This window comes from Alteribacillus iranensis (genome assembly GCF_900113025.1).
GTDB lineage: Bacteria > Bacillota > Bacilli > Bacillales > Marinococcaceae > Alteribacillus_A > Alteribacillus_A iranensis.
This window is the reverse complement of record NZ_FONT01000003.1, coordinates 158,255-172,635: the sequence shown is the minus strand read 5'-3', so window position 1 is coordinate 172,635 and position 14,381 is coordinate 158,255. Positions and strand designations below refer to the sequence as shown.

At 41.8% G+C, this 14,381-nt stretch carries 18 protein-coding genes and 1 other annotated feature; of the genes, 6 read left to right on the top strand and 12 right to left on the bottom strand.

Annotated elements, in window-relative coordinates:
* The first annotated feature begins 39 nt into the window (after positions 1-39).
* The 3 genes from paaK to BM095_RS08540 all read left to right on the top strand — a co-directional run bounded on the left by paaK (position 40) and on the right by BM095_RS08540 (position 3,420).
* On the top strand, positions 40-1,377 hold the full coding sequence (gene paaK, locus BM095_RS08550; RefSeq protein WP_091660296.1) for a phenylacetate--CoA ligase PaaK: 1,338 nt from the start codon (positions 40-42) through the stop codon (positions 1,375-1,377).
* 317 nt (positions 1,378-1,694) lie between these two features.
* A complete protein-coding gene (gene paaX, locus BM095_RS08545) occupies positions 1,695-2,597 on the top strand; it encodes a phenylacetic acid degradation operon negative regulatory protein PaaX (RefSeq protein WP_091660293.1) in 903 nt (300 codons plus the stop codon).
* A 562-nt stretch (positions 2,598-3,159) separates the two neighbouring features.
* A complete protein-coding gene (locus BM095_RS08540) occupies positions 3,160-3,420 on the top strand; it encodes a ferredoxin (protein ID WP_091660290.1) in 261 nt (86 codons plus the stop codon).
* Positions 3,421-3,612: 192 nt separating this feature from the next.
* On the opposite strand, the gene BM095_RS08535 is transcribed toward BM095_RS08540, so the two are convergent.
* Positions 3,613-4,020: a thioesterase family protein gene (locus tag BM095_RS08535; protein ID WP_091660287.1), complete on the bottom strand. Its 408-nt coding sequence runs from the start codon at positions 4,018-4,020 to the stop codon at positions 3,613-3,615.
* 185 nt (positions 4,021-4,205) lie between these two features.
* On the opposite strand from BM095_RS08535, the gene BM095_RS08530 reads away from it, so the two are divergent.
* Together BM095_RS08530 and BM095_RS08525 are read left to right on the top strand one after the other, a co-directional pair.
* A complete protein-coding gene (locus tag BM095_RS08530) occupies positions 4,206-4,658 on the top strand; it encodes a PaaI family thioesterase (RefSeq protein WP_245757853.1) in 453 nt (150 codons plus the stop codon).
* 12 nt (positions 4,659-4,670) lie between these two features.
* Positions 4,671-5,447, top strand: coding sequence for an enoyl-CoA hydratase-related protein (locus tag BM095_RS08525; RefSeq protein ID WP_091660284.1), 777 nt, complete (start codon positions 4,671-4,673; stop codon positions 5,445-5,447).
* A 63-nt stretch (positions 5,448-5,510) separates the two neighbouring features.
* Here the strand turns inward: BM095_RS08525 and rpmA are convergent, their stop codons facing one another.
* The 6 genes from rpmA to BM095_RS08495 all read right to left on the bottom strand — a co-directional run bounded on the left by rpmA (position 5,511) and on the right by BM095_RS08495 (position 9,777).
* Positions 5,511-5,795, bottom strand: a complete 285-nt coding sequence (rpmA, locus tag BM095_RS08520; RefSeq protein ID WP_091660282.1) for a 50S ribosomal protein L27 — start codon at positions 5,793-5,795, stop codon at positions 5,511-5,513.
* A gap of 15 nt (positions 5,796-5,810) precedes the next feature.
* Positions 5,811-6,140, bottom strand: a complete 330-nt coding sequence (locus tag BM095_RS08515) for a ribosomal-processing cysteine protease Prp (protein WP_091660279.1) — start codon at positions 6,138-6,140, stop codon at positions 5,811-5,813.
* A gap of 12 nt (positions 6,141-6,152) precedes the next feature.
* Entirely contained in the window at positions 6,153-6,461 is a 309-nt protein-coding gene (rplU, locus tag BM095_RS08510) for a 50S ribosomal protein L21 (RefSeq protein ID WP_091660277.1), read from the bottom strand.
* Between the two features lie 10 nt (positions 6,462-6,471).
* Positions 6,472-6,545 (bottom strand) — a sequence feature (ribosomal protein L21 leader region).
* A 56-nt stretch (positions 6,546-6,601) separates the two neighbouring features.
* A complete protein-coding gene (locus tag BM095_RS08505) occupies positions 6,602-8,104 on the bottom strand; it encodes an Rne/Rng family ribonuclease (protein ID WP_091660274.1) in 1,503 nt (500 codons plus the stop codon).
* Positions 8,105-8,126: 22 nt separating this feature from the next.
* Entirely contained in the window at positions 8,127-8,990 is an 864-nt protein-coding gene (locus BM095_RS08500; RefSeq protein ID WP_091660271.1) for a M50 family metallopeptidase, read from the bottom strand.
* Entirely contained in the window at positions 8,983-9,777 is a 795-nt protein-coding gene (locus tag BM095_RS08495; RefSeq protein WP_091660269.1) for a peptidoglycan DD-metalloendopeptidase family protein, read from the bottom strand. Before BM095_RS08495 ends, BM095_RS08500 begins: the two co-directional genes overlap by 8 nt.
* 182 nt (positions 9,778-9,959) lie before the next feature.
* On the opposite strand from BM095_RS08495, the gene BM095_RS08490 reads away from it, so the two are divergent.
* A complete protein-coding gene (locus tag BM095_RS08490; protein WP_091660266.1) occupies positions 9,960-10,409 on the top strand; it encodes a nucleoside deaminase in 450 nt (149 codons plus the stop codon).
* 294 nt (positions 10,410-10,703) lie between these two features.
* Here BM095_RS08490 and BM095_RS16550 read toward each other — a convergent pair whose 3' ends face one another.
* From BM095_RS16550 to mreC, 5 genes are all read right to left on the bottom strand, one after another.
* Positions 10,704-10,877 (bottom strand): hypothetical protein, encoded by a 174-nt coding sequence (locus BM095_RS16550; RefSeq protein WP_177194753.1) that lies wholly within the window; start codon positions 10,875-10,877, stop codon positions 10,704-10,706.
* A 327-nt stretch (positions 10,878-11,204) separates the two neighbouring features.
* Entirely contained in the window at positions 11,205-12,002 is a 798-nt protein-coding gene (gene minD, locus BM095_RS08485; protein WP_091660264.1) for a septum site-determining protein MinD, read from the bottom strand.
* Between the two features lie 104 nt (positions 12,003-12,106).
* On the bottom strand, positions 12,107-12,826 hold the full coding sequence (gene minC, locus BM095_RS08480; RefSeq protein WP_177194752.1) for a septum site-determining protein MinC: 720 nt from the start codon (positions 12,824-12,826) through the stop codon (positions 12,107-12,109).
* Between the two features lie 98 nt (positions 12,827-12,924).
* Positions 12,925-13,449: a rod shape-determining protein MreD gene (gene mreD / locus BM095_RS08475; protein ID WP_091660259.1), complete on the bottom strand. Its 525-nt coding sequence runs from the start codon at positions 13,447-13,449 to the stop codon at positions 12,925-12,927.
* Positions 13,446-14,375, bottom strand: coding sequence for a rod shape-determining protein MreC (gene mreC / locus BM095_RS08470; RefSeq protein ID WP_091660256.1), 930 nt, complete (start codon positions 14,373-14,375; stop codon positions 13,446-13,448). Before mreC ends, mreD begins: the two co-directional genes overlap by 4 nt.
* Positions 14,376-14,381: the final 6 nt, after the last annotated feature.

Here is a 14,381-nt window from a genome sequence, read left to right as displayed (position 1 = left end):
TAAAGCGTAAAAATAATATCATAAGGAGGAGAGGACAACATGGCTGTTTTTAATCAGGAAGAAACGCTACGTACAGCGGAAATGAGGGAGCTGCAATGGGAGCGCCTGAAGAACACATTAGAAAGTGTCTATAATAAAGTCCCTTTTTACAATGAAACATTTAAAGAACACGGGATTACTCCTCAAGATATACAAAGCTGGGACGATGTCAAAAACCTCCCTTTTACTAAAAAACATCATTTACGTGAGAGCTATCCCTTTGGTTTGCTTGCTGTGCCTATTGATGATGTCGTGCGATTGCATGGTTCTTCTGGTACTAGTGGAAAGCCTACTGTCGTAGCTTACACGAAAAATGATATCGAAAATTGGGCGGAATTGATTGCACGTGCCATTTACATGGCTGGAGGACAAAGAGGGGATATTCTTCATAACGCTTACGGGTATGGTCTTTTCACAGGCGGGCTCGGCCTTCATCACGGATCAGAGAAAATAGGCTGTGCTACCGTTCCCATTTCAGGCGGGAATACAGAAAGACAAATTACTCTTATCCAAGATTTTAAACCAAGAATCATTTGTGCTACCCCCTCCTATGTGTTAAATATCGGAGAGACAATGAAAAAGATGGGAATTGATCCTTCCTCCACTTCTTTAAAATATGCCATCTTGGGGGCAGAACCATGGTCCGAAGAAATGAGAGCTTCGATCGAAAAAATGTTTGATATGAAAGCAATGGACATATACGGTTTAAGTGAAGTAATGGGACCAGGCGTAGCCATGGAATGCAAAGACTGTCAAGACGGTCTCCATATCGCGGAAGATCATTTTTACACCGAAGTGATTGATCCCGAAACGTTACAGCCTCTTCCGGAAGGAGAAACAGGAGAACTCGTATTTACAAGTTTAACGAAAGAAGCATTGCCAATCATTCGTTATCGCACCGGTGATATAGCTTCCATTACACGAGAGCCTTGCTCCTGTGGCCGTACGACAGTTAAGATGTCTCGTGTAAAAGGGCGTATTGACGATATGCTTATTATTCGAGGAGTTAACGTATTCCCTTCGGAGATCGAGCGCTGCATATTACAAATCGAAGAATTAGTCCCTCATTATCAAATTCACTTGTGTAAAAATGGCGTCTTAGACCAAGCGAAACTCCATGTCGAAGTAAATGATAAGTTCTACAATGCTCTTCCTGATAAAAGCTTCGAGCAGCCGGCTGCCCTTCAGCTAATGAATAAAATTCAATCAGCATTAAAAAAGCAGGCACTCGTTACGATGGAGGTGTGCCTCGAACAACCTCGCTCTCTACCTAGATCGGAAGGAAAAGCAAAACGCATTATCGACAATCGAGATACACCTGTATCCACAACGAGCTAATTACGCAGTAAAACGTTTCTCACCCAGCTATCTTAAACGGGTATAACTCTCGGTAGAGCCAAATCACCGCTCCATTTACCACTTTTCTCTTTTAAAGAAGCTTATTATTTTAGCTACATTCCGCCAAGGCATGATACAGATTCGTTTTTCACTCACCATGATTCGAGTGTTTTAGAATACTTTCGCTATATTTGTACTAAATACATGAACTCTCCGTTTTTTTAGTGTATCATTAAAATTACCGAAGTTTTTTATTTGTTATATGTAAGAACGAACCATGAAAAAACAGAGGATTTTCAAAAAGGAATGGAGAGAATATGAAAAAGACGTTTAATACACGTTCGATGATTTTTACTTTATATGGTGATTATATCCGTTACTATGGCAATGTAATATGGATAGGAAGCTTAATACGCCTTTTAAAAGAATTTGGTCATAACGAGCAATCTGTTCGTGCTGCCATCTCACGAATGAGTAAACAAGGATGGGTAGAGTCGGAAAAACACGGCAATAAAAGTTACTATTATTTAACAGAGCGCGGTCGTCTTCGTATGGATGAAGCAGCAAAACGAATTTATAAGCTAGAATCCCCTTCTTGGGATGGTAATTGGCGGATCCTTGTCTATACGATCCCTGAGGAAAAGCGTCACATACGTGATGAAATGAGAAGAGAATTGGTATGGAGTGGATTTGGGCTATTATCAAACAGCTGTTGGATTACGCCAAACCCGCTGGATGATCAAATCCACAGACTTATCGATAAATATGATATTGAAGACTACGTCAATTATTTTGTAGCCTCTCATAAAGGGATGAAAGATCATGAAGATCTTGTACGGAAATGTTGGGATTTAGAGGAGATCAATGACTTATACTCCCAATTTATTCAAGAATACAGTCAAAAATATGTTATTGATAAAAGTAAAATTGAAAAAGGTGAAATGAGCGATGGCGCTTGTTTCGTAGAGCGGACAATGCTTGTTCATCAATACCGAAAGTTTTTGTTTGTTGATCCGGGACTCCCTCAAGAGCTTCTGCCCAAAAATTGGCTGGGTGATTCAGCAGCTGCTTTGTTTGCTGATTATTACCGTACTCTTGCTGAGCCTGCTACTCGCTTTTTTGAATCGGTATTTGAACAAGGCAATCCTGACTGGAAGAAAGATAATGAATATAACTATTTGGATCACCCGTTAATCAGCCCTCGTGTTAACCAACAGTAAGAAAAGCGAAAGGCGTCCGCCTATCGGCGACAAGCGCTGGAGAAGGAAGTTCGACTATGTTGCAGAGGTACTTCTACTAAAACCGCACACATCGTGTGTGCAACGTAGAAGCCACCGCCTCCTGCGGAGTTCCTGTGACAACGTCGAACTGACCCACGTCGTGTGGGCCTGAGGAGGCTTGCCGCCAAGAGAAGGGTTGAAGCGGCCTCGAGCGATGGCGCCTGGAGTTAGACATTACTCCATGAATGTTATACTATCTTACTTATCTTTCTATAAACGAATGCTTCTCTCCTGCAGAGTGGCATTCTTTTTTTATCGTACATGTGGGGTACGTTCCGCTTTAGATGCCCTTCACTCTAACAAACTTTCCCTCTCTCAACCTTAGCACGACTCCTCTCTTTTATTTCTTTCGTTGTCTCTCCTCTTAAAGAATTTCAGCTCCCTATTGTTTCATTTTTAAAAATTTATTGACATTGTTTTTCTAATTTTGTACTATTTATATAACAATAAAATAAATTACGTTTATTAAACGTTATATTATTTTTAAATTGGAGGTTTTACAATGAAAGTTTATACGATGGTGGACCAAGAAACGTGTATTTCTTGCGGGGCATGCGGGGCTTCCGCTCCAGATCTATTTGATTATAATGACGAAGGTCTCTCCTACTTTATTGGAGACAACAATGAGGGAAACACACCAATTGATGAAGAGTTGTTAGAGGATTTAGAAGATGCAATAGACGGGTGCCCAACAGATTCTATCAAAAAATCTTCGGAAGCCTTCCATGGCGATCCCGCAAATGAGCATTCTGTTTCTATCTAACTCCGCTTTTGGATAGAGTCGACGCAATGGGTAACGTCTGTGTAGAGAGACATAGTGTGTCACTAGTAGCTCGGTTGATGTGAATCTCAAGCGAAATAGTATACGTTCTTTTTTTCATACAGAAGAGAAACCGGCTGGTTCTTCATCTTTCGGATGACCCACTCATCGGTTTCTCTATATTTTGTTATAATATTATTCTTTTTTTTGAACGTCTTGGTTACGAATCTGCTCTTCTATATAGCTTTTGGGCATCAATGCTTGCTTTACTTCTCCCTCCCCTATTTTTCCTTTTCCATTCATTAATACTACTGACGTTGTAATAGAACGAGTTTTGATTTTCGTCACTACAGCTTCTGCCCTAACTGTCGTTCCCAGTGGAGAAGGAGCCAGATGCTTAACATTAACTGATGCTCCCATTCCCTCTTCCCCTTCTTCCAAAAAAGGTAAAATAATATTCCTTGATACCCATTCCATGTGATATACCATCGTTGCTGTAGAATATGTCGGATGAACCACTTCCCCGCCGAATTGAGCAAACATTTCCTCTGTTACAGTAAATGTCATTGTTTCTTTATATCCTACATACAAGCCTTCTTTCATTTTCCTTCTCCTTTCTTGCTATTCTCTTTCGTATGTCATTTTAATAACGTTACTTCAATTTTTATTATATCATCTATCTTTTAACATTAGGTGAAATTTTCTGAAATTATATGTATAATAATATTGAAACGACAGTTTAAAATTTGTTATATTACATTTAATTACTTTTAAAAGGGGGCGTTTCTGTGAAACAAGCGATCAATGACAAGGAAATGCATAAGGAACATAAAGAAGAAATATTTAACGTATTAAAAAACGAACCTTATGCTCAATTTCTCGGTATTGAACTTTTAGAAATCGGTGAAGGTACGGCTTCGGCTGAAGTAGAAGTTCAGAACCATATGTTAAATTCCCATGGCACGGTACATGGTGCTGTTATTTTCGCTATCGCTGACTATGTCTTTGCGGCAGCCTGTAATTCTTACGGCAAAACTTCTGTTGGGCTGTCGACCACCGTTCATTTTATGGCCGCCGGTTATAAGGGAGCGACTCTCCGAGCAGAAGCAAAGGAAGAAAAGAAAAATCATCGAACAAGTTGGTATAAAATAAACATTATGAGCGATAATGAGCTCGTTGCTACCATGGAAGCTCTCGCTTATCGTAAAAATCATTATTTTGTACCAGTCGAAGAATCATAGGAGGGACATTCATTGGATAAAATACTGTTGGAAAGAGAAGGTCATTTAGCTTCTATTACAATCAATCGGCCAGAGCGGCTGAATTGTTTTGACTATGAAACCCTTTGTGAATTAGAAGAAACCGTAGAGCAAATACAAACAGATCGTGACATCCGTATGGTACTCATAACGGGAGCCGGAGAAAAAGCATTCAGTGCGGGAGCTGATTTAAAGGAAAGACGGACTTTAACTGAAAAAGAAGTACGACGAAATGTGAATAAAATCAGGACTGTATTTACAATGATAGAGGAGCTTCCGCAACCCACCATCGCTGCTATAAACGGATATGCATTAGGGGGTGGTTTTGAATTAGCACTCGCCTGTGATTTTCGGTATGCTGCAGAACATGCCATACTAGGTCTGCCCGAAGTAAGCATGGCTATTATCCCTGGCGGTGGTGGGACTCAGCGTCTTACAAAACTAATAGGTCCCTCTAAAGCCAAAGAATTAATTTTAACGGCGAGGCGCATTCCTGCAGCAGAATCTGAAAATCTAGGAATAGTGAATCAAGTAACTCGTTCTGACGCAGTCATAGAAAAATCAAAGGAGCTTGCTGAGGAAATCATGCAAAATGGCCCTCTAGCTGTCATTCAGGCAAAATATGCGATTCATCATGGCAGCAACGTAGATTCCTCGACAGGAATGGCCATTGAATCCAAAGCCTATGAAGTAATCATTCCTACGGAAGATCGTCTCGAAGCTCTAGAAGCATTTAAGGAAAAGCGACAACCAAAGTTCCAAGGCAAATAGGCAGTTATTTCACATCAAAAAAACCAGGACGAAGAGATTTCCTCATCCTGGTTTTTTCATGTATTATGCTTCTTTTGGATATACGCTCACTTGCTTACGTTTTTTACCGAGGCGTTCAAACTTCACAACACCATCGACTTTAGAGAAGAGCGTATCATCTCCGCCTTTACCAACGTTTTCTCCAGGGTAAATACGAGTACCACGTTGACGTACAAGAATGGAGCCGCCAGTTACGAATTGTCCATCGCCGCGCTTCGCACCAAGGCGCTTCGCAATGGAGTCACGTCCGTTTTTTGTACTACCTACCCCTTTTTTCTGAGCGAAAAACTGAAGGTCTAGTTTCAACATCGTGCTCACCTCCTATCAATCTATGATGGTTATATGCTCACCGTATTGTTCGGCGATCGTTTGGAGTGAAACAAGCATCCCTTCGAGAAGCAGCTGCACCTCTTCCCTGACGTGCCCGCTTATATTGGCCGGCACAGCGCAGTGAAGATAGCCGCCCTCTTCCTCCATATCTATGATCAGTTCTGTATCACAGAGAACCGCAATCGCATTGACCGCTCCAAATGACACAGCTGATGCTCCAGCACAAACAAGATCATAACCATAGGGACCAGAATCTGCATGTCCTGACATGGAGAAGGTATGAATGCTTCTACTCTCATCTCGTTCTACATTCACTTTAATCATACTCGACAGCCTTTATGCTTCGATTTTTTCGATAACAACTTTTGTATACGGCTGACGGTGACCTTGTTTACGACGATAATTTTTTCTTCTCTTGTATTTGAACACAGTGATTTTCTTTTGGCGTCCATGTTTGTCCACTTTCGCAGTTACTTTTGCACCGTCGACATATGGCGCACCAACTTTTGCGTTATCCCCGCCTACAAATACAACATTATCAAAAGTTACTTCATCGCCTTCAGAAGCATCAAGCTTTTCGATGTAAACTTCTTGACCTTCTTCCACTTTCACTTGCTTACCGCCAGTTTCAATGATTGCGTACATTCGAGCACCTCCTATGACTCAGACTCGCCAATGCAGGTGCCTCTATTGGACTTATAACCTGCATATGCGCGGTTGTAGTTTGGGTGCGAAACCAAACAACTAACAAAAGAAATCATACCATACGGCTATTCCTGTGTCAATTACACTTCCAGGCATAAACCTGGCCATTTCTCTACACGCTCTTCTGCTTCTTTTTTCCCGCCCATAAAACGGATGTCTATCGATTCATGACTTTCATGGGCACACAAGTAGATACAAAATGAATAACGCTCTTGCCATTTATTCACGAGTTCCGTCTCTTCCTCCAGCCACCGGATCACACGTTCAGGAATTTCAATTACTAGCGCTTCTGCCTCTTCCTCCCGATGTTCATGAATGAGGCGTTCCAGCCTGAAGACCAGTGCTTTTCTTGACAGTGCTTTTCCTCCCCGACACGTTTTGCAACTTTCGAACATCGTATCCGCAAGGCTTCGTCTCACTTTCTTCCTTGTCATTTCTACTAAACCAAGCGGGCTAAAACCTCTCACGTTAGTCGTGGTTCTATCCTCTTTTAGAGCTTGTTGAAACGTCGACAAGACTTGATCTTTATTTTTTTCTTCCTTCATATCAATAAAATCTATAATGATGATCCCTGATATATCACGCAGCCGCAGTTGGCGTGCAATTTCTTCTGCAGCTTCTATATTTGTTTTTCGAATCGTTTCTTCTAGATTCGCTTTTCCTGTAAATCGTCCGGTATTCACGTCTACTACGGTCATAGCTTCTGTATGCTCGATGATGATAAATCCGCCGCTCTTCAACCAGACTTTAGGCTGCAAGGCTCGGTCCAGCTGTTTTTCTACACCTTTTTTAGAAAAGATATTTTCTTTCTCCGTGTAATATTTCATCTTCTTTATATGTTCCTCGTGGTCACGTACAAACCTCTTCATATATTGTACATCCGGCTGATGGTCAAGCCACATGGTATCTACCTTTTCTATTGGGTAATCACGAAGAAGACGTGCTAATATTCCGCTCTCTTGATAAATAAGCGTAGGAGGCTGCTGATGCTGCGCTTTTCTCAATGTTTCTTCCCAATCTTCCCTCAAATATTGAAGGTCTTTTTTCACGAGATTTTCTGAGATATGCTCGCACATCGTCCGAATAATGATTCCTTCATCACCCAAAAGCATATTCTTTGCTTTTTGACGCCACCTCTCCCGCTTCTCTTCTGTACTCATTCGTTTGGAAACTCCTATATAACTGCCCGCAGGCATGTACACAGTATACGCTCCAGGAATGGTCACATTTTCAGTCAAACGCGCCCCTTTGTCACCGAATTCTTCTTTCGTTACTTGAACTATGATTTCTTGTCCCTCTGTAATAAACTCTGATATACTTCGTCTTGATTTCTCAGTGTCGGGGTCTCTGCTACTTTTGTAACTAATCAATTCATTGCGGGAAAGATAACCATTTTTCTCACGTCCTATATCTACAAAAGCTGCTTCCATGCCTGGGATGACATCTTTAACTCTTCCCTTATAAATATTTCCCGCCATCCGGTTATCATCCGGGTGTTCAATCCGTATCTCCATCAGTTCCCCATTCTTCTTTACTGCCGCTCTTTTTTCTGTCGTCGCTGTATTACAAATAATTTCATACATAACTGCACCTCATTTATTCCCGCTACTTTTTGAAGAAAGATAATTGTTCTTTCACAGGAGTCCTGCCTGTTCCTTCTGATATGATTGCTTCAAGGATATAAGATTCAGGTACAGTTTGTCCATTTTCTTTCATTAAAAACTGATGATATCGGTTCGAACGAATCTTTTTGGCTACATCCCACGGGCTTTCTGAAAACGATATTATTTTCTCTTCCTCAGGTAACGTGTGAGGTGAGGGATGGGCTTTTTTTTCTCGTTCGAGTAAAAATCGAAAAAATCGATACGGCTGCTGTTTCCATTCTGTGTAATGCACGATGATAAAAAAGAGAAACAGCATCCATGCTTGTAAATGGTAGGGAAAAAGATAAAAAAACAGTGCTGCACCAGTACATAAAAAAAAACAAGACATTTTCCACATCACTTTTTGGGCGTGATAAAAGGATAACCGTGAGGAGAGAAAAGCTTGCAGAAGCTTCCCTCCATCTAAAGGCCATATCGGCAACAAGTTAAAGCAAAGCAGAACAAGATTGTAATGAAGAAACATCGTATGATCAGCGGGCTGCCAGAAGTGAAAAGAAACGAGAAAAAAAGAGAGCAATATCAACGGTATATGCATAAACGGCCCAGCAACTGCTACCATTACTTCCTCGTGAAGCGGCCGGCTTCCATTCTCTGATGTTTCCATCACCCCGCCAAACGGGAGCAATTCTATCTTTTTCACTCTCCATTTAAAATGGAAAGCTGCTGCCGCGTGTCCCATTTCGTGAGTTAGAACGATGAGAAACAATAGCAATAAGTCATAAAAAAAGCCGGTAAACACTGCAATCCCGGCTATCACCCAAAATAAAGGATGGAATCGAAAGATCGTTTTCTCATAATTACTCAATCGAAATCACGTCCGCCGGATCTATATATTCTCCTTTTTCTTTCATAGCTAGTGAATAACGGCCCTCTTCCTCTTTGCCGCTCACTCTCCCTATTGTTGTCCCGCTCGTTACGTGATCATAGAGTTTTACATCCACTTGGTCAAGCAGTCCATACCATGATTCCCCGCCTTCGTAGTGTTGCACAGCTACCGCTAAATCCCATTCTTCATGAGGTCCAGCATGAATAATCACTCCCCCTTTCACAGCTTCCACTGTTTCTTTCTCTCCAGTATTTAAAACAATGCCTTTGCCGTTCTCTGAAAAGGATTCCGTAATCGTCCCTGATACAGGTACAGCAAGCGGTGTGACTTGCTCCGGTGTTTCTTTGGCAACAGGACGTTCTAAACTATCTTGGAAAGGGAGAAACGCTAAGGGACTACCGAACGTTTCCTCATACCATGCTGTTGCTTCTGCGAACGGAAATTCTTCCTCAAAAGATGTCGCAACAAACGACCTTGCTCCTTCGAGAGCGGGATGATTTGTCTGAAATAAAATACCGATGAGAAGAAATAATGTAACCGCCGCTAAACTCTGCAGAATCCATGCTCCATTTTGCTTTACCTCCGGCTTGTCCACAGACTTTTTATTATCCCACTCCTGCCATTTATAAAATTCAGGCTCATGGTAAGGTGCATCAGCGTGGTGAGGGTAAAACGTATACTTTGCTTCGCCTTCTTTATTTCTTAACGGCCTTTTTTTTCGTTTGCTTTCCAATTGTCTTCGTATCTTATTCATATTTCTAGCCATTCGATTTCCTCCTTTGTCTATGTTTCTATCGCCTTCTAGCTTGTTTATCTTCTCTTGCCGTTCATTATATGAGATAGGGGTATGGGACTATGACATTGTTTCCGTAGCTTGTTATGATAATAGAGAAAACACATGTAAGGACATAAGCAAGAGTGGCATACGAGAAAGGAGGGACTGTGACAATGGATACGTTTATGGCAAGAGCTGTGGAACTAGCCGTTCACAATGTAAAACAAGGAGGACAACCATTTGGGGCTGTCTTGGCGATGGAAGGGAACATTATCTCTGAAGGGGTGAATGAATTACACCTTACGTACGATGTAAGTGGGCATGCGGAAATGATTGCAATCAGAAAAGCCCAAGAAAAACTTCAAACAAACGATTTAAGTAACTGTATCATGTATGCAAGTGGAGAACCGTGTCCTATGTGTTTAACTGCAATCTATTATGCGGGAATTCAGAAAGTGTACTATGCGGAATCCATAGAAGAGGCAAACGAAGTTGGTTTTTCTTCCACCTTCATGTATGAAGAACTAGGAAAAGCCCGTGACAACCGCCAACTGACAATGTCTTATATGCCTCTTACTGAGGCCAAGACGTCACCCTTACAGTATTGGAACAAACGAAAATAAAAGTGACCTGACTTGCTCAGGAGGCATTGCTATTTGCGTAATATATACAGAGTGATCGTGCGAAGGGACTACGAACTGCGATGCGTCATAGCTTCTATACACAAAAAAGACAGCCATTCCTGGCTGCTTTTTTTATGAGATAAGAAATTATAACATTCATGGAGTGATGTCTAGCTCCAGCGCCTACTCGCTCGGAGGCCCATAGTTGAATGATCTTTTGCTAAAAACATACACGTCCTGTGTATAACGCAAAAGTCAGCACCTCCTGTGCAAGCCAAGGCGCTTGCGCTTTTCTTATGAAGTGTGGCTTTTTTCTCTACGTAAACGGGCCCGTTCATATAAAAGAGCCATCTGTGTAGTATATTGCTTCATATAGACTTCGCTATCTGATCGCATCGCTTTTTCCCTCAGCTCGTCCATTTGCTCTTTTTCTTCCGCCGTTAACATATTATCATACGAAGTGGTCATCCAGAGTCCCTCCTTTGCTATTCAGGAATTTTACTTGACATGGGCTCTGTACTCTTCCGACTTGAACTGTTGTATGTGGTTTTATTATTTTATTCCAGTTCCCTGTATTTCATACGTGAATTGGCGCGAAATGAGAGATGAAAATGGAGGTTATTTGAATAGAAAAAGCAGACTGTATAACATGTGAGGTTGATATACCTACTATACCATACAGATATGAAAAAACAAAATTTTCAGTTAAGACAAGGAACAAAAGTCAATGTATCATTTCCTACATAGCAAGAAAAAAACAGCCGACGTTTTTCGTTCGGCTGTTTTAGACAGGTGTTATGCTTTTAATCCGAGCATACTTTTCACTTTAGCAAAAAAACTCTTTTTCTCTTCCACTGCCATAAGTGGTACAGATTCTCCAAGAATTCTCCGAGCAATATTTCTATAACCTAGGGACGCACGGCTGTTTGGATTCATGACAATTGGCTCCCCGCGGTGTGCCGCTTTTATCACTTCTTCATCATCAACGATCATTCCGAGTAAATCAATGGCTAATGTAGAAACGACATCATCTACATCGAGCATGTCACCTTGGCTCGCGAGCTGGCTTCTTACTCGGTTAACGACTAGCTTAGGCGGATCAATGTCTTCTTGTTCCAGCAAACCGACAATCCGATCAGCATCTCTTACGGCAGATGTATCCGGAGTCGTTACAACAATAGCTTGATCTGCTCCTGAGACTGCATTTTTGTATCCTTGTTCGATCCCTGCCGGGCAATCTATAATAATGTAATCATAATCAGGTTTTAGCTCGTCTACTATAGCTTTCATCTGAGCTGGGTTAACCGCAGATTTATCTTTTGTTTGGGCTGCGGGCAGCAAATGAAGGCAATCAAAACGTTTATCTTTGATGAGAGCCTGCTTGACACGGCATCGTCCTTCTGCCGCATCAACCAGGTCATATATAATACGATTCTCAAGCCCCATTACTACGTCCAGATTACGGAGTCCAATATCTGTATCCATCAGACATACGTTTTTTCCTTGTAGCGCCAGGGCCGTACCGATATTAGCCGAGGTGGTCGTCTTCCCAACACCACCTTTTCCAGATGTTACTACAATTGCCTCTCCCACTGCAATTCCTCCTTCCCAATACGAAAAGCGAAAAAAGCCCCTGCAGCCGCGATGAATATAGGCGGCCGGGCCGGTCTATCTATCCCAGTTCTTACCTCACGTGGTTAATCCTTTTCTATATCACGTTTCATTTGGTATAAAAGCCGTGTCTTTTCAAAAGCAATTTCTTTCTCCCTCTCACTTATGTATGCAAACACAGGCTCTTTATATAATGGTCCTTTTTCTTTTTTTTCATGTCGCTCTGGAGCATGGAAGTACGTTCCCGCAATGGACAATTGGTGGGGATCCATCACTGAAGCTCCTACGACTGCTCGTAAATCTCCGTCAATTCCTGCTCTAGCAGTTCCCTTCAGAGTACCAAGTACAAAAATACTCCCTGTTGCCTGAATCGTACCTCCCGGGTTTACATCACCTAAAAGATATAAATCACCTTTTACCCGAATATCTTGACCAGAACGGATAATCTGAGAATAAGAAGTGATCCCTGTTTCTTCCCTTTCTTTCCGGGCTTCTTCCCGGCTGATCACTTCCGTCTGGATCTCTTTTACTTTTATCGGATCCGCTTCTTCAAGCAGACTTATTATTTGATGTTCTTGTTCCTTTGTTAAAAAACGGTAACCGACGTCTACCTTTACCTCTACTTCAGGGCCATTGCCAAATGCCTGGTGGTCTCGAGCTACTTTTTCTTTCAGCTCTTCCGTTAGTGCATCATAAGAACATTGGTCGTTAAGAAAAACAGTCAGACCTTCTTTCGTCCCTTTTATGGTAACAAGGTTTTTAGCAGGCCCTGTATTCATTGCTTTCACCTCTGCGAGTTGCGCCATAATCATCACCTTTTCGACGGTTGTACTTACCTTCCACACAGAACTTTTAAATTCCTGCCACGTTTTATCGAAACCATGCAGAAAAACACGATAAACGGTTAACGTTTCTGAAGCTCCTCGTATTCTTCCAGTCGATGAAACAATGTACGGAACGGATAAAGTAGGAATAAAGCAACGACGCCGTTCAGTATCCAGGAAGGTACAAGACGCATAATAAAGAATTCTTCAAAGATTATTTCAGTATATCCAATGACATAATAAAGACCATATGTCATCCATTCAAACACGAATATAGCACCAAGAATTATAATCACTTGCCACGCATAGCTCACACGAACAGCATGATACGTAAATGAACTGATATACGCAGTAAAACCTAGACTGAACATATAAATGCCTAATAAATCAGTATACACAAAATCGTAAAGTAAACCAGTTGCTGCACCTACAATCACACCGGTCAGCGGGCCGCGAAAGATAGCTGTTAACACGATAGCAATGAGAGTAAATCGAGGAACGAGCACTGCATTTTCGAAGAGAGAGGGCGAAACAAATACTTGAAACCAAGTACCTTCTAAAAGAAAAAGAAGAAACAATATAAAAGGAAGGGCAAAACGAATCATGATACTCCCCCTATATCTTCTTCATTTAATTCAACCGGCTCCTCTTCTTCCTCTTCTTCTGGCTCCTCAGTTAATGTTTGGTCTAGCGTTTCGCTCGTCCTCTCAATCACATTGACTTGCTCGATGTTATAGAAATCAGCAGAAGGCTTAACAAGTGCATTGTACGTTAGCCCGTACTCATCGGCCTCTACTTCTACAATCTCACCGATAGATAACCCTCTCGGGAACACGCCTCCGAGACCAGATGTTATTACTTTTTGACCTGCTTCAATGTCCGCGTGCGATTCGATCTTGCGAAGCATAAGACCTTCTCGTTCTTCGTCCCAACCTTCAATAAACGCGTAAACCGGGTCTTCCTCCGTACTAACCATAGCAGATACTCGATTGGACCGGTTGCCGTCAGACAAGAGCTGTACGGTAGAAGTGAAGGCAGACGTGGTCTCAACTTTTCCAATCAACCCTTCCGCCGTGACGACTGCCATATCTTTCTTTACACCATCATTTTCACCTTTGTTAATCCCGATAGTTTCCGTCCACTGGTCTGGCGCTCGATGGATAACGAGAGCTGTTCTCATTACATAATCCGTTAAGCTTTCTTCAGCGTCAATCATTTCTTTCAAAGTCTCATTCTCTTGTTTGACGCTATCTAATTCGGCAGATAACGAAGCATATTCATCAAGCTGGGCTTTCAACTGTTTATTTTCCTCGTAGACGTTTAAAAGGTCTCTTATGTCCCCAAAGAAACCCGCTGCAAAATGAGCGGGCTGGCTGAACACAGATTGAGCAACGCCAACGGTATCACGGATAAAACGTTCCGGCCAAGTTGCGGCTTCCCGGTCTCTCATAGAAAAGCCGATGAGCGCTACTAATACAATGATGCTAACCATTAAAATAATAAGCCGTTTATTTGAGAAAAAGTGGGGCATTGTTCG